The following is a 23,697-nucleotide window of genomic DNA, read 5'->3' on the forward strand; positions in this document are numbered from 1 at the left end:
GGTTGCCACCTCCAGGGTCCGCGCCGCCTAGGCGCGGGCGTCCTGCAGCAGCCGCTCTTCCTCGCTGGTCTGCGGGTTCCGGCCGATGGCCAGGCCCACCACGGTCACCACGGCGGACACAGCCAGGTAGCCGGCGATCAGGAACCAGTTGCCGGTGGCGGCGAAGAGTGCCGTGAAGATCAACGGGGCGACGGCGCCGCCGATCACGCCGGCCAGCGTGTAGGCCAGCGAGCTGCCGGCGTACCGCAGCCGGGCGGGGAACTGCTCGGTGATGTAGGCCGCCTGCGGCCCGTACATAAACGCGTGGAGCGCCAGGCCGATCACGACCCCGATGGTCAGCATCAGCACGGACTTGCCCTGGACCATCAGGAAGAACAGCGGGATGTAGAGGGCCGTGCCGACGGCGGCGATGCCGTAGACGAGGCGGCGGTTGAAGCGGTCCGTGAGTGCGCCTGCGGCCGGGATCAGGGCCAGCTGGAAGGCCGAGCCGATGAGGATGGCGCCGAGGACGTTGCCGGTGGTCATGCCCAGCTGCTTGGTGGCGTAGAGGGCCACAAAGACAGTGAAGAGGGAATAGAGCACGTCGGGGCAGATGCGCGACAGGGCGGCGGCCAGCAGGGCGCGGGGTTCCTTCGTGAAGACCTCCTTGATGGGGGCCTTGGGGGCCTCGCCGTGGGCCTGGATGGCCTTGAAGACCGGGGTTTCCTCGAGCTTGAGCCGGATCAGGAGGCCGAAGACCACCAGCAGGGCGGAGGCCAGGAAGGCAACACGCCAGCCCCAGGAGAGGAACGCCTCGTTGCTGAGGGTCGCGGCGAGCAGGGCCAGGACGCCGTTGGCCATCAGGTTGCCGGCCGGCGGTCCGATCTGGGCGGCCGAGGACCAGAATCCGCGCTTGCGGGCGTCGCCGAATTCGCTGGAGAGCAGGACGGCTCCGCCCCATTCGCCGCCGACGCCGATGCCCTGCGCGAGGCGCAGCAGCACCAGGATCGCCGGGGCTGCGACGCCGATCGCGGAGTAGTCGGGCAGCACGCCGATGAGCACGGTGGCGACGCCGATCAGCATCAGGGTGACCACCAGGACGTGCTTGCGGCCGATCTTGTCGCCGAGCCGGCCGAAGACCACACCGCCGATAGGGCGGGCGAGGTAACCGACGGCGAAGGTGGAGAAGGACAGCAGCAGGCCCACCAGCTCATCCCCCACGGGGAAGAAGATCTTGGGGAAGATCAGTGCCGAGGCCACGGAGTAGATCGCGAAGTCGTAGTACTCCAGCGAGGTACCGGTAAGGCTTGCGATGTAGGCCTTGAGGGCACCGGGCGGCAGGTTCCTCTTGCCAGCCTTCTTGCCGGCGGCCGGAACGGCCTGGTTGGGTGTGGTCATGATGTTCCTCCAGTTGCGGGTGGTGCCTGTGCTGGGTGGGTGTGCTTAGACGAAGGGGGCGGTGCCGATGCCGGCGGCGTTGAGCGCCTCGCGGACGGCGGCTGCCATGGCGACGGCTCCCGGGGAGTCCCCGTGGACGCAGATGCTTTCGGCGCGGATCTTCAGGAGGGAGCCGTTGATGGTGCGGACAGCGGAGTCCGTGGCCATCCGGAGCACATGCTCGGTGACTTCTGTGTGGTCGTGCAGCACGGCTCCGGGGAGCGTGCGGGACACCAGGGTGCCGTCCGGGTTGTAGGCGCGATCCGCGAAGGCTTCGGTGACGGCTCGCAGCCCGGCGGCCTCGGCCAGGCGGAGCACTTCCGAGCCCGGCAGGCCCAGGATGGCCAGGTTCGGATCGACGGACTTCACGGCGTCGACGACGGCCTTCGCCTGCGCGGTGTGCGCGACGATCGCGTTGTAGAGGCCGCCGTGCGGCTTGACGTAGCTGACCCTGCCGCCCTCCGCGGCGGCCAGCGCCTGCAGGGCACCGATCTGGTAGACGACGTCGTCCGCCAGTTCGACCGGGTCGATGTCCAGGAAGCGGCGCCCGAAACCAGCCAGGTCGCGGTAGCCGACGTGGGCGCCGATCACCACGCCGGCGGCGACCGCTTCACGGCAGGTCTTCCGGATGACGGAAGGGTCCCCGGCGTGGAAACCGCAGGCCACGTTGGCGCTCGATACGGAGCGGAACATCGCGGTGTCGTCGCCGAGGCTCCAGCGTCCGTAAGACTCGCCGACGTCGCTGTTCAGGTCGATGGTGGTCAGCCCGGTAGTTGCCATGTGTGATCCTCGTCTCAATGCTTGGCCACTTCAAGGATGCACTATCTCGTCGGATTGTTCAACAATCCGACGATTCCCTTTCGGGACAATCGTGTAGATTCGGCACTATGACGACTTCCGACGCCGGCCCCCGCGCCCTCGCGGCCGCGGCCCGCCTGCGCATTGCCGTCCCGTCGGTGGCGGACCGGGTCGCGGCGGAACTGCGCCAGCAGCTGGCCGACGGCGTGCTGCTGCCGGGGACCCGGCTGACCGAGTCGACGATTGCCGAAGACCTCGGCGTCTCCCGCAACACCGTGCGGGAGGCCTTTGCCGAACTGGCTGCGGAACGGCTGGTGGTCCGGCACCCCAACCGCGGGGTCTTTGTCGCCAGCCTGGCCCCCGGCGACATCCACGATGTGTACACCGTGCGGCGCGCCGTCGAGGTCGCGGCCCTGCGCGGCGGGGGCAGCCCGGAGCAGGTGGCAGCAGTCCGCGCCGCGGTCGAGGAAGGCAGGGCGGCGGCGGACGCCGACGACGAGGAGGCACTGGGCACCGCGAACCAGCACTTCCACCGCGCGATTGTGGCCCTGGCCGGGAGCCGGCGGCTGGACACCATCATGTCCCAGGTACTCGCCGAGATGCGGCTGTTTTTCCACAAGGCCACCGTGGATGCGCACTTCTACCGCAGCTACCTGGCCGACAACGAACAGATCTGCGCCGCGCTGGAAGCCGGCGAACCGGACCGCGCCGCGGACCTCCTGCTGGCCTACCTCGACCGCTCGGAACAAAAGCAGAGCGCCGTCCACGGCGAGTGAGCCGGCGCCTGCCGCAGGACCCGCGGCCGGTGGCGGCTTCGGGGGCCCTTGCTAGGGTGGAATCATGAAACGCACCCTCGCCGCCGCCTCCCTTGCCGTCCTCGCGATCACCCTGTCCGGCTGCGGCCAGGTGCAGCAGGCCACCGACAAGGCAGTCAGCGACGGCGCCTCCCAGGTTGCCACCGCAGCCGGCAACGAGCTCAAGAAGCAGGCGTGTTCCCTGGTGGCCGACGGCCTGGTCAGCGCCTCGGACAAGAAGGCGTTGGGCGGCCTCGTCTCGGGCGCCCAGGCGGCCGGACTGCCCGCGGAGATCACCACGCCGCTCAAGCAGATCGCGGACTCGGGCGACCAGGTGCCGGCCGATTCGGTCAAGGCCTTGCAGGACGCCTGCGCCAAGTAGCCGCAGCTCGGAACAACTTCTAGCGCTTGCCCTTTTTCCGGGAGCCCTTGCCGCGGCCCTTGTCCGGGTTCGGTGCGTAGCGCTGCGCGACCTTGGGTTTCTTCACCGCGGGGCCGCGCCGGTCCGGTTTCGGCTCGCGTTTGGGCTTCTCCTGTTGCGCCGACGGCTGCCGGGAACTCGCCGCGGTGCGGCCGCGGACGATCCCGATGAACTCCTCGATCACCTCGTCGGTGGAGTCGCTCGGCCAGGCCAGGGCGATTTCCGTGGTGGGCGCCCCGGTCAGCTTCCGGGCCACCGTGTCCTTGACGTTGAAGTGGCGCGCCACAGACATCGGCAAGACCACCAGGCCCGCGCCGCTGGCAACTACCTGCAGGGCCGGTTCGGGTCCGCCCAGGGCAGCAACATCCAGGAACGTCTCGGTAGCCAGGTCCGCCAGCGCCACCTCCTCGAACACGGAAATCTCGTGGCCCTTGGGCGCCACCACCACGGGCTGCTCCTCGTAGAGCGGGATGACGCTGAGGCCCTCGCGCTCCACCGGCAGCCGGACGAAGCTCAGGTCCGCGGAGCCGTCGCGGAGCACTGCCAGCTGGGCGCCGTCGTCGGACATAAAGGAGCGCAGCGGAACGTCGGGCATCCGCTCTTCCCAGCGGCGGATCCACTTGCCGGGCGTCACACCGGCCACGTAGGCGAAGCTCAGCTCCCGCGTCTCGGGCAGCGAATCGTCGTGGGACTGGGCGGTTTCTTCTTCTGCGGACACATGTTCACAGTACCGCCAGTACCGGGGGCCGCTGCCGGTCCGGCACCAGATTGGTGCCCTGCGCGCATCCCGCCGGATACCCTTGAAGTATGACCTCCGCGAACTCCCAGTCCATGAAGCCGGCCACCGTTGCCAAGAAGCTTGGTATCTACCTGCCCGCAACACCCCAGGAGTTCCAGGATTCGGTTATCACCCGCGCTGATTTCGCCGAGCTCCAGGCCAACCCGCCGGAGTGGCTGGCCGAGCTGCGCCGCACCGGCCCGCACCCGCGCCCCGTTGTCGCGCAGAAGCTCAACGTCTCCATCAGCGGCCTGGCCCGCGGCGGCGTCGAGGAAGCGCTGACGACGGCGGAAATCACCGCGCTGCTGCAGGCTCCCCCGGCGTGGCTGGTCGCCGAGCGCGCCACCCATGCCGCCGTCCGCTCCGAAGCCCAGCGCGTCAAGGATGAGGCCGCGAAGAAGGACGCCAAGAAGGCCCGCGCCAAGGCCGAGTAGGCCGCCGCCGTTTCGACGGTTACGTGCCCACTCGACGCTGCCAACCGCCCTGCCGGCAGGGAACCGTCGAAACGGCGGGGTACCGCCCCTAGTCCTGGTGCAGCTGGACGTAGTTTCCGCAGCCGTCGTCGAGCACGACACTTGTGCCGCCGGGGCCCTCCGAGGGTTCACCCTGGAAGATCACGCCCTTCGCCGCCAGGCGCTCGTACTCGGCCCGCACATCCGGCACGCCAAAGACGATCGCCGGCAGGCCCGCGTCGTGGCAGGCGTTCATGTAGGCCGCGCCGATCGGGTTGTCGCTGGGTTCGAGCAGGAGCCCCACCGAGCCGCCTCCCGCGCCGTCCGGATCCTTGATGATGTAGAGGTTGTGTTCCGGCAACGCCATGAGTGTTTCGAAGCCCAAAATGCCGGTGTAGAACTCGTGGGCGGACGCCGGGTCCTTGACGTGGATGGAGCACATTTTTAGTCGCATGGGCCCTAGGCTACGCGAGGCCGGCCCGCCCGGGAACGGGCCATTGACGGCCCGCCCGGGATGGATTCCAATGGAATCAGCGGAACAGCGTCCGCCCGGGACGGGTTCCGCAGGAGGTGCGCGATGCCGTCACTGCCAGGATCCGGTCCGCTGTGGGCCCTGCAGATCCTGCCCGTCGCCCTCCTCGTGATGGCCGCCGCGGCCGGTTCGGTGTACCTCGCGCGGAAGCATCACGCGTCCGACGGCGCCCTGCCGGATGCCGTGTTCTGGGACGGCTTCGCCGGCCTCGCCATTGTTGCCCCCGCCGTTCTCCTGCCGTCGCTGGCCTCCCCGCCGGCCGGGCTGCTGCTCGGCACCTTGGCCGTAACGACGGCGGCGCTCAGTTACCGTTGGACCCCGGAATTGTTCCGCCGGCAGGAGGCCCGGCGCGCCGCTCGGGATGCAGCGGCCGCCGATGCCGCGGCCGCCCTCCGGCATCAGGCGGCCCTGGCCCGCTGGCAGCGCTATGAACTTGATCCGGCCTGCAGCATCGATTTCCCGGCCATGAGCGACCCGCGCCGGCCGGAGACCGCCGCCATGCTCAAGGCCATGAAAGCGGCCGAGCAGCAGCGCACCTGGGCCGGACGCGGCCCGGCCTCCGGCGGCTACAGCACCGCCGTCGACCGGCTGGAGCGGGCCCTGGCCGAGGCCGAGCGCGCCGCGGGCGCGCAGCACGATTCCACAGAACTGCGCATTTCTTCTGAGGGGGCACGATGACTGACATCACGATTATCGGAAGCGGCAACATGGCCCGGGCGATCGGCCTCCGGGCGGTGGCGGCCGGAAGGTCCGTTCAGGTCCTGGACCGGAGCCCTGACAACGCCGCGAAACTCGCGGCGGAGCTTGGATCCGCGACGACGTCCGGGGGCCTGGGCGATGTGCCCGACGGGGACATCGTGGTCCTGGCCCTCTACTTCGAGCCGGCCAAGGAGGTCGCCATGCACTACGGCGACACGCTCAGCGGCAAGACGGTGATCGAGATCAGCAACCCCGTCAACATGGAGACGGGCGACTCGCTGGTGGTCGAACCGGGAACGTCCGCGGCGGAGGAAGTGGCCAAGCTCCTCCCCGGCGCCCGGGTGGTCAAGGCATTCAACACGACGTTCGCCGGCACCCTCGCCGAGGGCTCAGCGAAGGGCATGCCGCTGGACGTCTTTATCGCCTCCGACTCGGAGGCGGCCCGGAACGAGGTGGCGGCCTTCGTCGCCGCGGCAGGGCTCCGGCCCCTCCAGGTCGGGGCGTTGCGACACGCCCGCGAGCTGGAGGGGATGCAGCTGCTGGTGGTGGGGCTGCAGTTGAACCCGGCCTACGAGTCCTTCAATTGGGGAACGGCACTCAAGATCCTCGACTGAGCAGCGCCAACCGGCACAACTAGAGCTCGACGGTCCCGCTTTCGCCAACGCTCATCCGGCTGTTTGTGACCTTCGACTTCACCCACTGCAGGACGGTCGCGGCGGTTCCGCCCGGGCTGGTCCAGTACTCGGCCGAATCCGAATCCACGTGCAGCAGGACCACCTCCGGGGTTTCCGGGCCGTCCGGGAACCACGCCTCAACTGCCTGGTTCCACCGGTCGCGGATTTCCTGCCGGTCCGTGACCACCTCGGCCGTGCCGGCCACGGAAACCCACTCCGTGCGCCTCCCGAAGGAGACATTGACCGTGGGATTGGCGCTGATGTGGGCGACCTGGGAGGTGTCTGCCGACGTGAAGAACCACATGTCGCCGTCGGCCTCGACGTCCTGGACGGCCAGCGGCCGGCTGACGAGTGCGCCCTTTTCGTTGATGGTGGTGAACATCCCGATCCGCGAATCGTTGATGATTTCCGTCACCTTGCTGATGTCCTGTGCGTCCGACATGCGCTCACCTCGTCCTTGATCCAACGGGGAAGGTCCCCCTCCCGCCAGCCTATTGATAAGTGTGCTTACTTTTCAAGATGCACACCCACAAGCTGGCGGAGGGGGACCTTCGGCGCCGGTTGCCGGCAGGAACGAATCCGGTCAGTGGCCCCGGGACAACACCTGGCCCCTGAAGAATTCCGGGCGCAGCCTGGCCATGACCAGCATGAGCACCGCTCCAAGCAGGATGACGCCCATGCCCAGGATAAAGACCAGGCCCAGCCCGCCGACGGAGGAACCGGAGCCGTACCCGGGGTCCATCGAGTCGTAGGCGGTCTTGACGAACATCACCAGCAGGATGACGCCGCCCAGCAGCGGGGCCAGGAACTTGAAGAAGAACGAGTGCGCGCCGCTGAAGGCCTGGGCGCGGAAGAACCAGACGCAGGCCAGGGCGGTGATGCCGTAGTAGAAACAGATCATCATGCCGAGCGCCGTGATGGTGTCCCACAAGGCGTTCTCGGACAGGGTCCGGGTGACGACGTAGAACGCGGCGGCCGCCACGGCCGAGGCAATGGTGGCATAGCTCGGCGACTTGTAGCTGGGGCTGATCCGGCCGAACTTGTGTGGCAGCGCCTTGTAGTGGCCCATGGACAGGAGGGTGCGCGCCGGGGACACAAAGGTGGACTGCAGCGACGCGGCCGAGCTGCTGAGGATGGCCAGCGACATCAGGATCGCGAACGGTCCCATCACGGGCCCGGCGAGGACGGCGAAGATACTGCCCTGGTTCTCCGGGTTTCCGGCGCCGAGGCCCTCTTCGCCGATGCCGGCGAAGGCCAGCGTGGACAGCGCGACCGTCATGTAGATGATCACAATGACCAGGACCGTCACGGTGGCGGCGCGGCCCGGGGTCTTCTCCGGGTTCCGGGTCTCCTCGTTCATGGTCAGCGTCACGTCCCAGCCCCAGTAGATAAAGATGGAGAGCGAAACGCCGGCCGCGAAGGCGGAGAAGGACTCGACGGCGAAAGGGTTGAACCAGTCCAGCGCGATGGCGGTGGCATCAAAGGCGGTGCCGTTGGCCACGTGGCTGAAAGCAGCGACGGCGAACCAGCCCAGGACGAGCAGCTGGAAGGCGACCAGGACGTACTGGACGGTCTTGGTGGTCTCCATGCCCCGGTAGGAGATCCAGCAGGCGAGGGCGATGAAGACCAGCGTGGTGGCGATGTTGAGCGGCAGGTTGGTGGTCAGGTCCGCCAGCTCCGGGTTGCCGAAGAGCTGCGCCAGCATGAGGTAGAAGAAGTCGACGGCGACGGCCGCCAGGTTGGAGAGCACAATGATGGTCGCTGCGATCAGCCCCCAGCCGCCCATCCAGCCGATCCACGGGCCGAACGCCCGAGACGCCCAGGTGAACGAGGTGCCGGCGTCCGGCATGGCGTTGTTCAGCTCGCGGTAGCCGAAGGCCACGAGCAGCATGGGGAGGAAGCCCACGAGGAAGATCGCCGGGAGGTGGACGCCGACCTCGGAGACCGTGGGACCCAGGGCGGCGGTCAGGGTGTAGGCCGGGGCGATGCAGGAGACACCGATGACGACGGCGCCGATCAGGCCCACCGATCCGGCTTTCAGTCCTTTTTCGCTCAGGCCGTGGCGCTGCTCGGTGTGTGCGGCCTTGGAGGTCGCGTGTTCGGTGCTCATGCTCGTGCCTCTCGGGAGGTGTCATTCGACGTTGAATGGGACAAGTTCTTGAGTTCGTAGTCGCTGGGGACCACGATCATCGGCACCGGCAGGGCGCGCAGGATGCGGTTCGCGGTGCTGCCGAGGAAGATGGAGCGGTTGCGGGCAAGCCGGCTCGAGCCGATCAGCAGGACCTCGCCGGGCTCCCACTCGAGCCGGTCGACGGCCTCTTCGACGCTGCGGCCCTGGGCCACGACGACGTCGGCCTTCCCGGCGAGTCCGCCGTCCGGGGCATCCGCCGGAAGGGCTGCCGAGAGGTGCTTGGTGGCGTAGGCGCGGGCGGCTTCGGCAGCCTCCGCCGAGTCCCCGTCGTCCAGGGTCAGCAGCGAGACGACCCGCAGCGGCACCTCCCGGTTCACTGCCATGGAGACGGCAAAGTCCAGCAGCTTTTCCGCGCCCGGGCGGTCCCCGAGTCCGCAGCTGACGCGGGTCAGGGCATCGCGGCGGTGGTAGCCGTGCGGGGCCAGTGCCACCGGGACGGTGGCGGCGTGCAGCAAGGCACTGGCCACAGACCCGACGGTGAAGCGCTTGAACAGCCCGTTGCTCGTGGCGCCGATGATCAGCATGTCCGCCTGGAACTCCTCGCAGGCCTCGATCAGGGTCTGCGCATCGGATTCACCGCTGCGGATGTGGGCCTTAGCGGGGACGTCCGCGGGCACCAGGGCCAGCGCTTCGTCGAGCCATTCGCTGGCCTGCTGGTGCAGGTAGCTGTCATAGCCGGCGGCGGGGGCGTGGGCCGCGTTGAAGACCCCGGCGTCAGGGATGGCCACCACCAGGTCCAGGCCTGCTCCGCGGCCGCGGGCCAGGGAGACGGCCAGATTGATGGCATCGCGGCCTCTGGCATTGGCTGAATACCCCACTACGTAACGCATCTGGCCGACCTCTCTGGTTGTTTGGGTTAGGGGTTTGTGGATAGGAATTCGGCTCTAGCGGGCGGCCGGGGTGCGGTCTGCGGCGGCGACGATCCGGGCCGCCGTCGCGCGCCCCATCCGCACGGCGCCGTCGACGTGCTGGTAGCCCTCGGCCGCGAGGTCGGAGCAGGCCCAGTAGATCGGCCCCACCGGCGTGTGCTGGTCCTTGCCGTAGCGGTGCAGGCCGCCAAGGTCATAGCTGGCGGCGTATGCGCCGCGGGTCCATTCCTCGGAGCCCCAGTCGGACTCGTAGTAGACCTCCGGCTCGAGGGCCTTCTCGCCCAGGAAGCCCGCAATCGATTCGAGGATGGCGCGGCGGCGTTCCCCGGCGCTGAGCTCGAACATGGCGTCCGCTTTTTCGTCCGAGACGAAGCCCACCAGGGTGCCGCGGGGATCCCCGTGGTTGGTGTTGTCGTAGACCTCCTGGACCAGGGCATCGGCCCCGAAGCAGGTGCCGGACAGCCCGTCTTCGCGCCAGAACGGGGTGCTGTAGACGGCGTGGACCTTGATGACCAGGCCCAGCGACTGGTGCTGGTGCATCTGGTGCTGACGGCGCGGCAGCGGCGGGTTGTAGGAGACCCGGGAATAGAGGTTCGGCGGGACGGCCATGATCACAAAACGGGCGTTCACCGTGGCGCGGTCCGAGACCACAGTGGCGCGGTGGCCGTCGGCACTCTCTTCCCAGTTGACCGTGCGCACCGGGCTGGAGAGGACGACGTCGTCGCCCAGTTCCGCTGCCTGGAGCAGCGAGACCTGCTGCATGCCGCCGACAACGCGCTTGTCCAGGATGAAGTCTTCATCGGTGAGGTTGGTGAAGGACCCGGCCGACGCCGCCATCAGGACCGCCTGCAGGGCGGAGAAGGCGTGCGCGGGCTTGGTCAGCATGCCCCCGGCAATGAACAGGCCAATGTTGTTGCAAGCCTCCTCATCCGAGGAGTTCGCGCGCAGCCAGTGATGGAAGGAAATGGTGTCCAGCTCACGGGCCTTGGGGTGGGCCCACGGTTCGGCGGCGCCGATTTCCGCGGCGAGTGAGTCCAGCAACTGTGTCAGCTTGTCCATTTCGGCCGCCGCGGTGTCGCCGACCGGGAAGGTCTCCCCGGTGTACAGCGTGCGCTTGCCGCCGGCGCCGATGTAGACCGAGTGTCCCTCTCGGTAGCGGTCGTAGGTCTTCAGGCCGAGCTCCTTGAGAAGCCCAAGCAGTGCGGTCTGGTCCGGCGAGACCCACTGGCCGCCGATCTCCAGCATGGCGCCGTCGACGGTGTCCGTCCAGGTCCGGCCGCCCACGCGGTCGCGCGCTTCCAGCACAGCGACGCTCAGGCCCGCCTTCCGCAGCTCCCGGGCAGCGGTCAGGCCGGCGGGGCCGGCTCCAACGATGACGACGTCGCGGTCAAGTTCAAGCATGATGTCCTCTCTGTGGCCGCAGCGTGATGCTGGCCACTAAATGAATGTCATTCATTTAGGACGACTATAGCGGCAACGCTGGAGAGAGGGAAGACCCGGCGCAAAGTCGCCTTCGGTGGAATAATCCGGTGGAATGGTCCAGAGGACAGCCCAGTAGAAAGGCCCGGAATGCCGGCAGCCACCAGCGCCACCGCGGAGCCGCACCGCCCCGACGCCAAGCAACGCCGCCGCGTGGGCCGGCCCCCTGCGGCCGTCCTTGACCTGGACGGCATCACGGCCGCCGCGCTGCGGCTGGTCCGCAAGAGCGGCTATGACGGATTCACCATGGCCGCCCTGGCCCGGTCACTGAATGTGGCGCCGTCGGCCATCTACAACCATGTCTCCTCCAAACGGGAGGTGCTGGTCCTCATCCAGGACCACCTGACGTCGTTCGTGGATGTCTCGGCCTTCGAAACCGAGCCGTGGGAGCAGGCCGTCCGGGAATGGGCCTGGAGCTACCGGGACGTTTTCTCCCGACACACGCCGCTGATCCCCGTGATTGCGGTGCTTCCGGTGGCCGACGCTCCGAAGACCCTCGCCATGTACGAGACCGTCAGTGCAGGGTTCCGCCGGGCCGGCTTCCCGCAGGAGCGCATCATTGCCGCCATCGTGGCCCTGGAATCCTTCATCTTCGGCTCCGCCTACGACGTGACGGCCCCGGCGGACATCTTCGACGCCGGCACCCTGGCGGCCTCGACGCCGAACTTCACCTCCGCGGTGGCCAGCATGGGCGAGCAAGGTTACGCGAACCAGGCGGATGTGGCTTTCAGCCTGGGGCTCGAGGCTCTGATCGCCGGGTTCGGCGCGCTGCGCGCGTAAAGTGCCGCCTAGAACTTGCCGTAGCGGGCGCGGGCCATGGAGTAGAGGCCATAGGCGACCAGCCCCGCCGCAACCGCGGCGAGCAGAAACGCGCCGTACGGCTGGGACCCGAGGGTTTTGAGGCCGCCGTCCAGGCCGGTGGATTTCGATGGATCCGCGGTGGCCGCGGCGACAATGATGAGAATGCCGACGAGGGCGAGCACTACCCCCTTGGCGGCATAGCCCACCGTTCCGATCCATTCGACCGCGGTGCGGGCCTTGCCCGGATCCTGCAAGTCCTTCATGAACTTCCGCGTGACACCGCGGTAGGCGTAGTAGGCGCCGGCGCCGATGATCGCCAGTCCCAGGGCGGTCAGCAGCACCACACCGGCAGGCGCCGCCATGAGTTTGGCGGTGAAGTCGCTTGCCGACTGGCTGGAGCTTTTGCTGCCGCCCGTGGCGAAGACCGCGAAGGTAAAGGACAGAACACCGAACACCACGGCCTTCCCCGCAGCCGAGGCTGCCTCTTGCAGCTTCTTCTTTGACTCGGTTTCGGACCGGGTTGCGAACACGGCCTCGCCCACCATCCAGAGGGCCAGCGCGGCGCAGGCGGCGAACCCCGCCCAGAGCAGGACCGGGCCTCCCGGTTTCGAGGCCAGTGATCCAATCGCCCCCGACTGGTCGGCCTGGCCACCCTGGCCCCTGTCGATTTGCAGGGCAATGGCGCCGACCAGGATGTGGACCAGCCCGATAAACACGTAGCCGGCGCGCGCCAGCATCTGCAGGGCCGGGCTTCGGCTCGCCGACGCTGCCTCGGATACCGCCCGATTTGCCTTCTGCGAGGCGTTGCCCATGGCCAAACCTTCCCGGTGAGAACGTGATTTCCTATGGCCCGCTCAGCAGCGGCCGGGCCGCCGGCGTCGCGGAATGCTTCAGTGTAGATCCGTCCCCGGGCGTCCGGACAGACCCGGGTGGCCCGGCGAAGACATCCCCCGCCCGACGGCACCCTCTTGCTGGCCTGCGGGGGCGAGCCGGGCTAGGGTGGCGGCAATAATCAACTCTTGGATTGGGGACCAATGAGGTTTTGGCGCTCGGTGATGAGCAGAAGAAGAGTCTTCGTAGCGGCGCTGCTCGGGCTCGCCCTGGCCGGCTGCCAGCCGATCGCCGGACCGCCCAGTGCCGGCCCGTCGAGTACCGACTCTCCCGGCACCGAGCCGTCCTTGGCGGCCGCCGCGGTGGCCACGCCCTCGTCAGCCGAGTTTGCGGCCATCATCCAGACGGCGGTCGAGGACCGCAACGGTGTTGTCCTGGATCTTCCGCCGGCCCCGCGCTTGCCGGAGGGGAAGACGACTGCGGCCTACCGGGCCAAGCGCGAGCGGGACCTGCCGGTGGTCACCGAGTCGAAGACGCGCTTCAAGTCATTCGGGTTCTGGTACACGTCCTTTTCCACCACCGTGACTGTGGAGTCGACCGAGCTGAGCGGCACCGAAGCGACCGTACGCTTCAAGGAATTGACGGAACAGCATCAGTCTTCGGCGGCTAATGGCCCGAGCAATGTCCCGGCGGGCTACTCCCTGCCGCAGATTGCGACGTTCAAGGCGTCCGTGCAGGGCTGGCAGCTCGACAGCATCACCCCCGTGGGGAACAACTTCGGCCTGCCGATGTCCGTCGTTCCGCACTGAGGCCGGAAACAAAAAAGAACCCCGGTCCGAAGACCGGGGTTCTTTTCATTTGCGTGCGCGAGGGGGGATTTGAACCCCCACGCCCTTTCGGACACTGGCACCTGAAGCCAGCGCGTCTGCCGTTCCGCCACTCGCGCGCAACTTCTTTCACCCAGCTGAAGGCCGTATTCCGGACCATCAACCTCGTAAAAGCAACGAGATCAAGCATAACGGACAACTGCGGGAAAACACCAATCGGGGCATCCGGGGCGCAAAACGGCCCGGAATTCCGTACCGGCTCCGGGTCCGGCGGCGGCCGGCACCCCGGGGTCCCTTCCTTGCGCCGCGCACGCCGCAGCCCGGACATCGGCGCACGTCAGCGCAGGTCCGGGGCAAATTTCACGGCCGGGACGGCGGGGCTCATTAAGGTCATTCCCAGCCTTGCCCAGTAGTATCTGATGTAGGAGTGCCCGAATACGGCGGACTCCCGCGAATGTTGGAAACCGAGTTCCGGAACAAACGCTGCACCGCAGCCGTCAGGAAAGGAGAAGGACCATGGGCTTGCTGGACAAAGTCGAGCGCGGCATCGAAAAGGCCGTCCGCGGAGTCTTCTCCACCGGTTCTCGCGCCCAGGTTGAACCCGTCGAGATCGCCAGCCACCTCCGCCGCGAAGTGGATAACAAGGCACTGACCATTGCCGCGGGGCGCACCCTGGCTCCCAACGTCTTCGATGTCCTCCTCAGTGGTGACGATTTCCAGCGGGCCCAGGAATGGGGCACCCCGCTCGCCGAAGAGCTCTGCGACGTCGTGATCAACCACGTCCGCAGCCAGGGCTACACCCTGCAGGGCCCGGTGCGGATCAGTTTCCGCCGCGACGATGAGCGCCGCGCGGGCGATTTCGAGATCAAGTCCCGGACCGAGAAGGCGGGCGGAGCTCCGGCGCAGCCTGGGGCCCAGGGTGCCATGCCGGCCGCCCCGACCCGCCAGCCCGCACGCCTACAGCCGGTGCTGGACATCGACGGCCAGCGCTATTCGCTGAATGCTCCCTCCGTCGTATTGGGCCGTTCCTCCGAAGCGGACATCCTGATCGATGACACGGGAGTTTCCCGCCGCCACCTGGAAATCCGCACGGGCCAGGGCACCGCACAGGCCATCGACCTGGGGTCTACGAACGGCAGCTACGTGAACGGCCACAAAATTGTGGGCACGTCGGAACTCACCGACGGCGCCACGATCACGATGGGACGGACCAAAATCATTTTCCGCCTTCTGCCCGCCAACCCGGGCGGCCGCCCGTGAGTGAACTGACCATCACCGCCCTGCGCTTTGGTTTCCTGATCCTGCTCTGGGTGCTCATTTTCAGCATCGTTTCCGCCATGCGCCGCGACCTGATGATCGGCCGCAAAGCCGCCGCTGGCGCCCCGACGGCTCGCCAGGTGCGCCGCAATCCCGCCCTGGCCGAGCCCGCCCCGGCCCCGGTGAAACAGCAGGCCCGCCAGCTCATCGTCACCGAAGGACCGCTTAAAGGCACCACCCTTCCGCTGGCCGCGAGCCCCATCCTGCTCGGCCGCGCCCAGGAAGCAACCCTGGTCCTGGAGGACGACTACGCCTCCGGCCGGCACGCCCGCCTGTTCCCGCAGGGCAGCCGCTGGTTCATCGAGGACCTCGGTTCCACCAACGGCACGTATCTGGCAGATCAACAGCTCACCCGGGCACTTCCGGTTGAGCTGGGTGTCCCCGTGAGAATCGGCAAGACGGTCATTGAATTGAGGCCGTAGCCATGGCTGCCCCCGAGACTCCCGCAGACAAGGCAGCAACTGCCCCGAAGCGGCCGCTCATCATGCGTTATGCCGCGCGTTCCGACGTCGGGCGCGTGCGGTCGAAGAACGACGACTCCGCCTACGTGGGCCGCCACCTCGCCGTCGTCGCAGACGGCATGGGCGGGCACGCCGGCGGTGACGTGGCCTCGGCGGCCACCGTCCTGGACATGATCCACCTCGACCGCGACGACTACGACGGCGAGGCCGGTGAAGCCGACACGGTTCTGGCGGACGAGATCCAGACCGCCAACTCGCTGCTCTCCGAACTGGTCCACATCAACCCGAAACTGGCCGGGATGGGAACCACGGTCACGGCGCTGCTGCTGGCCGGGGGCAAGCTCCACTTCGCGCACATCGGCGATTCGCGCGCTTACCGGCTGCGCAACGGCACCTTCGAACAGGTCAGCGTGGACCACACCTTTGTCCAGCGGCTCATCGACGAGGGCCGGCTGCGCCCCGAAGAGGCGGAGACCCACCCGCACAAGAATGTCCTGATGCGCGTGCTCGGCGACGTCGATGCCAGCCCCGAACTCGACCTGGACGTCCTCGGCGTCGAACCCGGCGAACGCTGGCTGCTCTGCTCCGACGGGCTGAACTACGTCGCCGGCCATGTGGTTGAACGCACCGTGCGCGAGACCAAGAGCCTGCGCGAATGTGCCGAAAAGCTTGTTGACCTCACCCTCGAGGCCGGCTCCCCCGACAACGTGACGGTCGTGATGGTGGACATCGCGGAACAGACGCCCGACGACGTCAACACCGCCGCCGTCGAGGTCGTCCCCGCCCCGGCCACCGTCGCCGGCACGGCACGGGCACCTCAGGCGCCCACTGCCGCAAAGGCGCCGCCGACGGGCAGCACCGGCAGCACCTTTGCCGGCAACGCCGCCGCAGGCGCCCTGACGGGGAAGCCCGGCGACGCGGACGCGAAGAACCCGGAATCCGGGGCCGAGCGGGCCAAGGAACCCCAGCCCTCCACCGACCCGAACCTCGGCGAGCACCTGTCCGCCGAGGTCCTGCGCGAGGAACTGTCCACCCGGCCGCACGAGCTTGTGGGCGCCGCAGCAACCGCCGCCGAATCCGGCTCTATTCCCTCGATCGCCGGCCGGACCGTGGCCCGCCGCGCCGCCACCGTGCTGACGCACAAGGCGGAACAGGACAAGGACGAAGTCGAGGAGTACAAGCCCCCGGTCAAACGCCGGCGCTGGCTGACGATCTCGATCGCCGCGGCCATCGTCGCCGTCCTGGGCATCGGTCTCTGGCTCGGCTACGCGTGGACGCAGACGAGGTACTACATCGGTGAGCACGACCAGCGCGTCGCCATTTTCAACGGGGTGTCACAGCGCCTCGGGCCCATTCCGCTTTCCACCCTCGAGACAGTGACTGAGATCCGGATGTCCGACCTGCCAGAGTTCTCCCAGCAGCGTGTCCGCCAGACAGTTCCCGCCCGGGACCTCTATGACGCGCAGCGGATCGTCAAGAACCTCGAACGCACCGGCACGACGGCGCCGGCCGACGAGTGCCTGACGCCCTCTCCCGCGCCGAGCGCCAGCGGCCAAACGCCTACCCCTGCCGCGCCCTCGGGCTCGGCCGCGGCCCCCGCACCCTCCGGCTCAGCCACGCCGTCGCCGGCCCCGACCAATTGCGAGGGGGCCAAATGACGCCTATCGACCCCACCCCCCGGCCGCGCCGCAACGCCGAGCTGGTCCTGCTGATCCTCGCCCTCGCGGTGGGTATCGGCGCGAACGCCCTTGTCGGCGTCGACCGTCAGAAAGCCTTCGACACGGACTTCTGGTTCCAGTCCGGGCTGCTCGCCGCCGCGGCGCTGGCCTTCCACGTGGTCCTCCGCCTCCGTGCTAAATATGCCGATCCGGTAATACTTCCACTGGTCGTGGCCCTCAACGGCCTCGGCCTGGCCATGATCCACCGCCTGGACCGGGTCAACGAGGACACCGGAAACAACCAGCTGCGCTGGACCCTCGTAGCCATGGCCGTGGCCATCGCGGTGATCTTCATCCTCAAGGACCACCGGCTCCTGCGCCGCTTCACCTATATTTCGCTTGCGGTCAGCGCGGTGCTGCTGATCCTTCCGCTGGTCCCGGGGATCTCCGCCGGCGAGGTCCTGGGCGCCAGCGTCTGGATCAAGCTGGGATCCATGACGTTCCAGCCCGGCGAACTTGCGAAGGTCACGCTCGCCATCTTCTTCGCGGGGTACCTGTCCTCCAACCGCGACCTGATCCTGCTCGCCGGCCGCAAGATCGGTCCCGTGCAGTTCCCTCGGTTCAAGGACATGGGTCCGATGATTACGGCCTGGCTGGTGAGCATCGGCGTGCTGATTTTCCAGCGGGACCTTGGAACCTCGATCCTGTTCTTCGGCCTGTTCCTGGTGATGATCTACGTTGCCACCAGCCGGATCAGCTGGGTCATCATCGGCATCGTGCTGATGGCGGCCGGCGGCTTCGTGGCCTCGAAGGTCTTCTCCCACGTGGCATTGCGGATCGACGGCTGGGTGAACGCCTTTACACCCGAGGTCTACGATCGGCAATTTGGCGGCAGCCGCCAGATCGTCGAGGGCCTGTTTGGCATGGCCAACGGCGGCCTTGTGGGCACCGGCCTTGGGCAGGGGCGCCCCAACCTCGTCCCCTTCGCGAACAGCGACATGATCGTTGCCTCCTTCGGCGAGGAATTGGGACTGATCGGCATCTTCGCGATCGTGCTGATGTACCTGCTGCTCTTCACCCGCGGCTTCCGGGCCGCGCTCGGCACCAGGGACGCCTTCGGCAAACTGCTCGCCACCGGACTGTCCTTCGCGATTGCGCTGCAGTGCTTCGTGGTGATCGGCGGCGTCACACGCCTGATCCCGCTCACCGGCCTGACCACGCCCTTCCTGGCCGCCGGCGGATCCTCGCTGCTGGCGAACTGGATCATCGTCGGGCTGCTGCTGATGATCTCGCACACCGCCCGCGGCCCGGTGGACACCACCCCGCTCCCGCCGGGCCAGGACCCTGACGCGAAGAAGGACACACCTTCCCTGCCGCCGAAGCCCGCCACGGCCCCGGCCCGCAGTGCCCGAACCAGTCCAGAAGCTCCCACCGAGGCGGTGAAACACCTGTGAACCAGGCCATTCGCAACTCCTGGATCGCCGCGATCGCGATGTTCGCCCTGATCTTCGGCGCGCTCAGCTATGTCCAGGTGGTCGGAGCCGACGAGCTCAAAGCCAACGCCTGGAACAAGCGCACCCTGCTCCAGACCTACTGCAACGACCGGGGTTCGCTCATCGTCGGCGGCACCCCTGTGGCGCTGTCGGAGCCGGGAAACGACAGCTGCCAGTTCCAGCGCCGCTACACCCAGCCGGAGCTCTACGCGGGTATCACGGGCTATTTCTCCAAGAACTACGGCCTGACCGGTATGGAACTGGCCATGAAGGACCAGCTCTCCGGCAGCTCCGACCAGCTGTTCCTGGACCGGGTAGGCCAGCTGTTCCTCGGCAACCAGCCCAAGGGCGCCTCGGTTGAGCTCACGCTCGATCCGAAGATCCAGAAGCTCGCCTACGACCTGATTCCGGAGGGCCAGCGCGGGTCGATCGTGGTGACCAACCCGAAGACCGGCGCCATCCTGGCCATGGTTTCCAAGCCCTCGTACGACCCCAACCTGGTTGCCACCCAGGATGCCGACGCCGAGGCGGCCAACATCACCGCCCTGAACAAGATCCCCGGCATCAACCTGAACCAGTCCGTCAGCGGCCCCACCGGCGCGCTGCTGGCCCCCGGGTCCGTCTTCAAGATCATCGACACGGCCGCGGCCCTCAGCTCGGGCAAGTACAACAAGGACAGCGTGCTGCCCAACCCGGCCGAGATGCCGTTCCCCGGCATCCAGTACAAGCTACCGAACTACGCCGGCGGCAACTGCTACACCCGGGACACGGCCACCTTCGCGTTCGCCCTGCAGCAGTCCTGCAACACGCCGTTCGCCAGGATCGCCCTGGACCTCGGGCAGAAGGCGATCGCGGACCAGGCGGCCAAGTTCGGGTTCGGGCAGGACTTCGGCGACCAGCTCAAGCTGGAATCTGCCAAGAGCAGCTTCCCGAGCGAGCCGCTGGATGCAGCCGGCCTCGCGCAGTCGGCAATCGGGCAGCGTGACGTGCGCGCCACTCCGCTGCAGATCAACCTGATGACGGCCGCGATTGCCAACGGCGGCGTCCAGATGAAGCCAAGCCTGGTCAAAACCCTGCGGGCTCCGGACTTGCGGATCATCGACGAACCCAAGCCGGAAACGCTCCGGACGTCCACCACCCCGGAAATCTCCCGCCAGATCACCGAGTGGATGACCAGCGTCGTCAGCGAGGGCATCGGCCGCGGTGCCGCGGTGCCCGGCATCCAGGTGGCCGGCAAAACCGGCACGGCCGAGCTCGGCACTGGCCTGAACAACTCATGGTTTACCGGGTTCGCCCCGGCCAACGACCCGCAGGTGGCTGTCACGATTGTTATGCAAGGCGTAGACATCACCACCGGCGCACAGCTAACCAGTCCGAACGCAAAGAAGATTTTTGAGGCGGTGTTGAATAAGTGAGGCCTACATCGGGAATCACCCTCGGCGGCAGATTCCAGCTGACCACACGCATTGCGATCGGCGGCATGGGTGAAGTCTGGAAGGCCAAGGACCTAATCCTTGGCCGGATCGTCGCCATCAAGGTCCTCAAGGAGGAGTACACCGGCGACCCCGGTTTCCTTCAGCGCTTCCGGGCCGAAGCGCGGCACACCGCCCTGCTGAACCACGTCGGCATCGCCAACGTCTTCGACTACGGCGAGGAGGAGGGATCCGCCTACCTTGTGATGGAGCTCGTCCCGGGCCAGCCGCTGAGCAGCATCATCGAGCATGAGCAGGTACTCTCACCGGACCGCACCCTGTCGATGATCTCCCAGACGGCACGAGCCTTGTCTGTTGCGCACGCCCAGGGCCTGGTGCACCGCGACATCAAGCCGGGCAACCTGCTCATCACCCCGGACGGGCGGGTCAAGGTCACGGACTTCGGCATCGCACGGCTCGCGGACCAGGTGCCGCTGACCCAGACCGGCCAGGTCATGGGCACTGCCCAGTACCTCGCCCCGGAACAGGCCACCGGCCAGACTGCTACCGGCGCCTCCGACATCTACTCCCTCGGCGTCATCGGCTACGAGTGCCTCACCGGGCACCGCCCGTTCTCCGGCGAATCCCAGATTGCGATCGCACTGGCCCAGGTCAACGACGCCCCGCCGCCGCTGCCGGACACCCTGCCCCGGCCGGTCCGCGCCCTGCTGATGTCGATGCTGGCCAAGGATCCCAAGAACCGCCCGGCGGACGCGATCAAACTGGCCGAAGCTGCGGACGCGATCCGCAACGGCGACATTGCGGCCGCGCACGCGGCCGTCCCCGGCATGCTGCTCTTCGAGGCGGCCACCGGTCCCATGACAGCGCCGGTGAACGTCCCCACCGCCGCCACGGGTGTCATCGGCGCCAGCGCGGCCGAGGACAAGTCGACGTCGGCGCTTCCGGTAATCGGTGCAGCCGGCGCCGGCGCAGCGGCCGGGCTGGCCGCGGGAGCCGCCGCGGCCAGCGGCTACGGCGCCCGGAACGCCCTGTCCCGCGCGGATGCGCTGGCTGCCGAGCGGAACTGGGCGCACGAGGAGGAAGAGGACTACGACGGCTACGAGCCGGAGGAAGAACCCCGCCGCAAGGGGCGCAGCCCGTGGACCTGGCCGCTGATCGCCCTGATCCTGCTAGTGCTGTTTGCCCTGATGGGAATCGTCCTGTCCCAGGCCGGGATCCTGTTCCCGTCGTCCCCTGCCGCCACGAGTTCCAAGGCCACCACCACAAGCGCCGCGCCGACCTCCAAGAGCCCCAGCCCCACGTCCAGCTCCGCCACGCCCACGCAGTCGACGCCGGCTGCGATCAACCTGTTCCCGGACGCCTACAAAGGCCGGCCCTACAACGATGTCCGGGCGGAACTGAACAGCATGGGCCTGCAGGTCAAGGGCGCGCCGGTCTTCGACCCCGCGGCCCCGAACACGGTGCTTGATATCAATCCCTCCGGGCCCGTCCAGCGCGGAGACGTCATCACGGTCAGCTACTCGAAGGGACCCGAAATGGTGACTGTCCCCTCGCTGGAGCAGGGTGCCACCGAGGCGGCCGTCCAGCGGGCGATCGAGGCCGCCGGACTGCGCTGGCAGAAGGGCGACCCGGTCGACGGCAAAAAGAACCAGCAGGAGGGCACCTTCGTGAGCTCCGAGCCCGCCTCCGGCAAGCAGGTAGCTGCCGGCTCCGTCGTGATCTACCACCTCGCCGCCGCCCCGGCCTCTCCCGCGCCGAGCGTCAGCACAACAAAGTAGGCACCGTGTCCACTTCACCCCGCACCCCATCGCACCGGGAGGACAGCAGCCCGGTGACCAGCCAGCGCGTCCTCAGCGGGCGCTATGAGCTGGGTGAGCTGATCGGCCGCGGCGGTATGGCCGACGTCTTCCGCGGGGTCGACACCAGGCTGGGACGGACGGTGGCCATCAAGCTGCTGCGCCCGGATCTTGCCCGGGACCCGCAATTCCAGGCCCGGTTCAAGCGGGAGGCCCAGGCTGTCGCCGCGCTGAACCACCCCTCAATCGTCGCCGTGTTCGACACCGGGGACCATGCCGTCCCCGGCGGCCACGACGACACCGTGCGCGTGCCGTACATCGTGATGGAGTACGTGGCCGGCAAGACCATCCGCGACCTGATCAGGGCCAAGGACGTCACCATCGACCAGGCCATCGACTACAGCCTGGGCGTGCTCTCGGCCCTGGATTACAGCCACAAGGCCGGCATCGTGCACCGGGACATCAAGCCCGCCAACGTGATGTTCTGCCCCGACTCCAACAGCGTGAAAGTAATGGACTTCGGGATTGCCCGCGCCATGGCGGACTCCTCGGCGACCATGACCCAGACGCAGGCGGTGGTGGGCACGGCCCAGTATCTGTCGCCCGAGCAGGCCCGCGGCGAAACAGTCGACGCGCGCAGTGACCTGTATTCGGCCGGCTGCCTGCTCTACGAAATGCTGACCGGGCGGCCGCCGTTCATCGGTGACAGTCCTGTTTCGGTGGCCTACCAGCACGTCCGCGAGATCCCGGACCCGGCCAGCAGCCTCAATCCGGACGTTTCCGAGGCTTTGGACAGTGTGCTGGCCAAGGCACTGCAAAAGAACCGCGCCGACCGCTTCCAGGACGCCGCGGCCTTCCGGCGGGCCCTTCGGGCAGCGCGCAGCGGCGTTGCCGTGGCCGCGCTGCCGCGCAGCGAGAGCCCCACGGATCCGAACAACACGGTCGCCTCCCCGGACCAGGCGCCGCCCACCGCCGCTTTCGCCCTGACCGGCGCCGCGTTCCTCGACGACACCGCCGCCGGCATCCCGCCCGCGCACCTCGCGGAAAGCGACGAGCCGCTCACCGCGGTGTCCGGCAGCCACGTGCCTCCGGACACCGGAAGTCTGCCGCTGAGCCTCCCGGCCGAGCGCGAACCGACCGTCCAGCAGAAGTCCCGCCGTCGAACCTGGATTGCCACGCTCGTGATATTCACGCTGCTGGTGCTCGCCGGCGGCGGACTGTGGCTCTACAACATGGTCAACCAGCAGCCGCCGCCGGTGGCCAAGGTGGACGTCCCCACGGTGGCGTCCCTGACCGAGTCCGAGGCCCTGCAGAAGCTTTACAACGCCGGGCTCAAACCGAAGCTGAGCCGGGTCCAGCATGAGACGGTTCCCAAGGGAACCGCCGTCGGAACGGTACCCACGGCCGGCAGTTCACTGGAACGCAATTCGGAAATCACGCTCAAAATCTCCGAGGGGCCCAGTGTCATCACGATCCCTGCGGACCTGCCCGGCAGGACCGAGGCGGACGCCAGGGACGTGCTGCGCCGGACCGGCCTGACCGGAGCGCCGAAAACCACCCTGAACAACAGCCCCAACGTGGCGGCCGGCGTGGTCATCACCACCAACCCCGCGCCGGGGCAAAACGTCGCCGTGGGGAGCACCGTGGAAATCATCGTCTCCACCGGCAAGGTGGCCGTTCCACAGCTGGTCGGGCTCCCGCAGGCGGAGGCGGAGGCGGCGTTGAAGAACGTCGGGCTCATTGCCAGCATCAAGGAAGTCGAAAACACCCAGGTCGAACCGGGTAAGGTGACCGCGCAAAGCGATCCTGCGGACGCCGCTGTGGAACAAGGCAAAACGGTCACCATCACCGTGGCCAAGGCCCCGCCACCCCCGCCGACGCCGACCCCCTCGCCGTCGTCGACCAAGATGAACACCAAAGGCAGCGCTGACAATCTGCTCGGCGGCTTCACCGGCCCCTAGGGCCACTCCCCGGGCG

The 23,697-nt window shown here is 67.9% G+C and carries 23 protein-coding genes and 1 tRNA gene; 14 read left to right on the forward strand and 10 right to left on the reverse strand.

Annotated elements, in window-relative coordinates:
- Positions 1-27: 27 nt before the first annotated feature.
- Both AC6I9V_RS08185 and AC6I9V_RS08190 read right to left on the reverse strand, forming a co-directional pair.
- Entirely contained in the window at positions 28-1,377 is a 1,350-nt protein-coding gene (locus tag AC6I9V_RS08185) for an MFS transporter (RefSeq protein ID WP_497899029.1), read from the reverse strand.
- 45 nt (positions 1,378-1,422) lie between these two features.
- Positions 1,423-2,181: a LamB/YcsF family protein gene (locus AC6I9V_RS08190; protein ID WP_349414651.1), complete on the reverse strand. Its 759-nt coding sequence runs from the start codon at positions 2,179-2,181 to the stop codon at positions 1,423-1,425.
- A 122-nt stretch (positions 2,182-2,303) separates the two neighbouring features.
- On the opposite strand from AC6I9V_RS08190, the gene AC6I9V_RS08195 reads away from it, so the two are divergent.
- Both AC6I9V_RS08195 and AC6I9V_RS08200 read left to right on the forward strand, forming a co-directional pair.
- On the forward strand, positions 2,304-2,990 hold the full coding sequence (locus AC6I9V_RS08195) for a GntR family transcriptional regulator (protein ID WP_349414586.1): 687 nt from the start codon (positions 2,304-2,306) through the stop codon (positions 2,988-2,990).
- Between the two features lie 64 nt (positions 2,991-3,054).
- The gene (locus tag AC6I9V_RS08200; protein WP_349414584.1) at positions 3,055-3,390 is read left to right on the forward strand and encodes a hypothetical protein; all 336 of its coding nucleotides are present in this window, start codon (positions 3,055-3,057) and stop codon (positions 3,388-3,390) included.
- Between the two features lie 19 nt (positions 3,391-3,409).
- On the opposite strand, the gene AC6I9V_RS08205 is transcribed toward AC6I9V_RS08200, so the two are convergent.
- Positions 3,410-4,147 (reverse strand): LysR family substrate-binding domain-containing protein, encoded by a 738-nt coding sequence (locus AC6I9V_RS08205; RefSeq protein ID WP_497899030.1) that lies wholly within the window; start codon positions 4,145-4,147, stop codon positions 3,410-3,412.
- An 89-nt stretch (positions 4,148-4,236) separates the two neighbouring features.
- On the opposite strand from AC6I9V_RS08205, the gene AC6I9V_RS08210 reads away from it, so the two are divergent.
- Complete coding sequence (locus AC6I9V_RS08210) at positions 4,237-4,641, forward strand: DUF5997 family protein (RefSeq protein WP_497899031.1); 405 nt, start codon at positions 4,237-4,239, stop codon at positions 4,639-4,641.
- Between the two features lie 88 nt (positions 4,642-4,729).
- Here AC6I9V_RS08210 and AC6I9V_RS08215 read toward each other — a convergent pair whose 3' ends face one another.
- The gene (locus tag AC6I9V_RS08215; protein WP_497899032.1) at positions 4,730-5,113 is read right to left on the reverse strand and encodes a VOC family protein; all 384 of its coding nucleotides are present in this window, start codon (positions 5,111-5,113) and stop codon (positions 4,730-4,732) included.
- Between the two features lie 123 nt (positions 5,114-5,236).
- Between AC6I9V_RS08215 and AC6I9V_RS08220 the strand changes: the two genes are divergently transcribed.
- Both AC6I9V_RS08220 and AC6I9V_RS08225 read left to right on the forward strand, forming a co-directional pair.
- Positions 5,237-5,869, forward strand: coding sequence for a hypothetical protein (locus AC6I9V_RS08220; RefSeq protein ID WP_497899033.1), 633 nt, complete (start codon positions 5,237-5,239; stop codon positions 5,867-5,869).
- Positions 5,866-6,504, forward strand: a complete 639-nt coding sequence (locus tag AC6I9V_RS08225; protein ID WP_497899034.1) for an NADPH-dependent F420 reductase — start codon at positions 5,866-5,868, stop codon at positions 6,502-6,504. The genes AC6I9V_RS08220 and AC6I9V_RS08225 overlap by 4 nt, the downstream gene beginning before the upstream one ends.
- Before the next feature lie 19 nt (positions 6,505-6,523).
- Here AC6I9V_RS08225 and AC6I9V_RS08230 read toward each other — a convergent pair whose 3' ends face one another.
- The 4 genes from AC6I9V_RS08230 to AC6I9V_RS08245 all read right to left on the reverse strand — a co-directional run bounded on the left by AC6I9V_RS08230 (position 6,524) and on the right by AC6I9V_RS08245 (position 11,025).
- Positions 6,524-7,006 (reverse strand): pyridoxamine 5'-phosphate oxidase family protein, encoded by a 483-nt coding sequence (locus AC6I9V_RS08230; protein ID WP_349414574.1) that lies wholly within the window; start codon positions 7,004-7,006, stop codon positions 6,524-6,526.
- Between the two features lie 141 nt (positions 7,007-7,147).
- Positions 7,148-8,674, reverse strand: a complete 1,527-nt coding sequence (locus tag AC6I9V_RS08235; RefSeq protein WP_497899035.1) for an APC family permease — start codon at positions 8,672-8,674, stop codon at positions 7,148-7,150.
- Positions 8,671-9,585 carry a universal stress protein gene (locus AC6I9V_RS08240; protein ID WP_497899036.1) on the reverse strand — a complete coding sequence of 305 codons (915 nt, stop codon included), beginning with the start codon at positions 9,583-9,585 and terminating at the stop codon, positions 8,671-8,673. The genes AC6I9V_RS08235 and AC6I9V_RS08240 overlap by 4 nt, the downstream gene beginning before the upstream one ends.
- Positions 9,586-9,639: 54 nt before the next feature.
- On the reverse strand, positions 9,640-11,025 hold the full coding sequence (locus AC6I9V_RS08245; protein WP_497899037.1) for a flavin monoamine oxidase family protein: 1,386 nt from the start codon (positions 11,023-11,025) through the stop codon (positions 9,640-9,642).
- Between the two features lie 168 nt (positions 11,026-11,193).
- On the opposite strand from AC6I9V_RS08245, the gene AC6I9V_RS08250 reads away from it, so the two are divergent.
- Positions 11,194-11,883, forward strand: a complete 690-nt coding sequence (locus AC6I9V_RS08250) for a TetR/AcrR family transcriptional regulator (protein WP_497899038.1) — start codon at positions 11,194-11,196, stop codon at positions 11,881-11,883.
- An 8-nt stretch (positions 11,884-11,891) separates the two neighbouring features.
- On the opposite strand, the gene AC6I9V_RS08255 is transcribed toward AC6I9V_RS08250, so the two are convergent.
- On the reverse strand, positions 11,892-12,716 hold the full coding sequence (locus AC6I9V_RS08255; RefSeq protein ID WP_497899039.1) for a DUF1206 domain-containing protein: 825 nt from the start codon (positions 12,714-12,716) through the stop codon (positions 11,892-11,894).
- Positions 12,717-12,959: 243 nt separating this feature from the next.
- Here AC6I9V_RS08255 and AC6I9V_RS08260 point away from each other — a divergent pair, with 243 nt between their 5' ends.
- The gene (locus AC6I9V_RS08260) at positions 12,960-13,544 is read left to right on the forward strand and encodes a hypothetical protein (protein WP_497899040.1); all 585 of its coding nucleotides are present in this window, start codon (positions 12,960-12,962) and stop codon (positions 13,542-13,544) included.
- Between the two features lie 54 nt (positions 13,545-13,598).
- Here AC6I9V_RS08260 and AC6I9V_RS08265 read toward each other — a convergent pair.
- Positions 13,599-13,681: transfer RNA gene (locus AC6I9V_RS08265), tRNA-Leu, on the reverse strand.
- A gap of 397 nt (positions 13,682-14,078) precedes the next feature.
- On the opposite strand from AC6I9V_RS08265, the gene AC6I9V_RS08270 reads away from it, so the two are divergent.
- The 7 genes from AC6I9V_RS08270 to pknB are packed head-to-tail and all read left to right on the forward strand — an operon-like array spanning position 14,079 to position 23,681.
- A complete protein-coding gene (locus AC6I9V_RS08270) occupies positions 14,079-14,822 on the forward strand; it encodes an FHA domain-containing protein (protein ID WP_497899041.1) in 744 nt (247 codons plus the stop codon).
- A complete protein-coding gene (locus AC6I9V_RS08275) occupies positions 14,819-15,301 on the forward strand; it encodes an FHA domain-containing protein FhaB/FipA (protein WP_497899042.1) in 483 nt (160 codons plus the stop codon). Before AC6I9V_RS08270 ends, AC6I9V_RS08275 begins: the two co-directional genes overlap by 4 nt.
- A gap of 2 nt (positions 15,302-15,303) precedes the next feature.
- Positions 15,304-16,998 carry a PP2C family protein-serine/threonine phosphatase gene (locus AC6I9V_RS08280; RefSeq protein WP_497899043.1) on the forward strand — a complete coding sequence of 565 codons (1,695 nt, stop codon included), beginning with the start codon at positions 15,304-15,306 and terminating at the stop codon, positions 16,996-16,998.
- On the forward strand, positions 16,995-18,452 hold the full coding sequence (locus tag AC6I9V_RS08285; RefSeq protein ID WP_497899044.1) for an FtsW/RodA/SpoVE family cell cycle protein: 1,458 nt from the start codon (positions 16,995-16,997) through the stop codon (positions 18,450-18,452). The genes AC6I9V_RS08280 and AC6I9V_RS08285 overlap by 4 nt, the downstream gene beginning before the upstream one ends.
- The gene (locus AC6I9V_RS08290; RefSeq protein ID WP_497899045.1) at positions 18,449-19,906 is read left to right on the forward strand and encodes a peptidoglycan D,D-transpeptidase FtsI family protein; all 1,458 of its coding nucleotides are present in this window, start codon (positions 18,449-18,451) and stop codon (positions 19,904-19,906) included. Before AC6I9V_RS08285 ends, AC6I9V_RS08290 begins: the two co-directional genes overlap by 4 nt.
- Positions 19,903-21,702 carry a protein kinase domain-containing protein gene (locus AC6I9V_RS08295; RefSeq protein ID WP_497899046.1) on the forward strand — a complete coding sequence of 600 codons (1,800 nt, stop codon included), beginning with the start codon at positions 19,903-19,905 and terminating at the stop codon, positions 21,700-21,702. Before AC6I9V_RS08290 ends, AC6I9V_RS08295 begins: the two co-directional genes overlap by 4 nt.
- Before the next feature lie 5 nt (positions 21,703-21,707).
- The gene (gene pknB, locus AC6I9V_RS08300; RefSeq protein WP_497899047.1) at positions 21,708-23,681 is read left to right on the forward strand and encodes a Stk1 family PASTA domain-containing Ser/Thr kinase; all 1,974 of its coding nucleotides are present in this window, start codon (positions 21,708-21,710) and stop codon (positions 23,679-23,681) included.
- The last annotated feature ends 16 nt before the right edge of the window (positions 23,682-23,697 follow it).

This window comes from Arthrobacter sp. SlRoot2-15 (assembly GCF_059739345.1).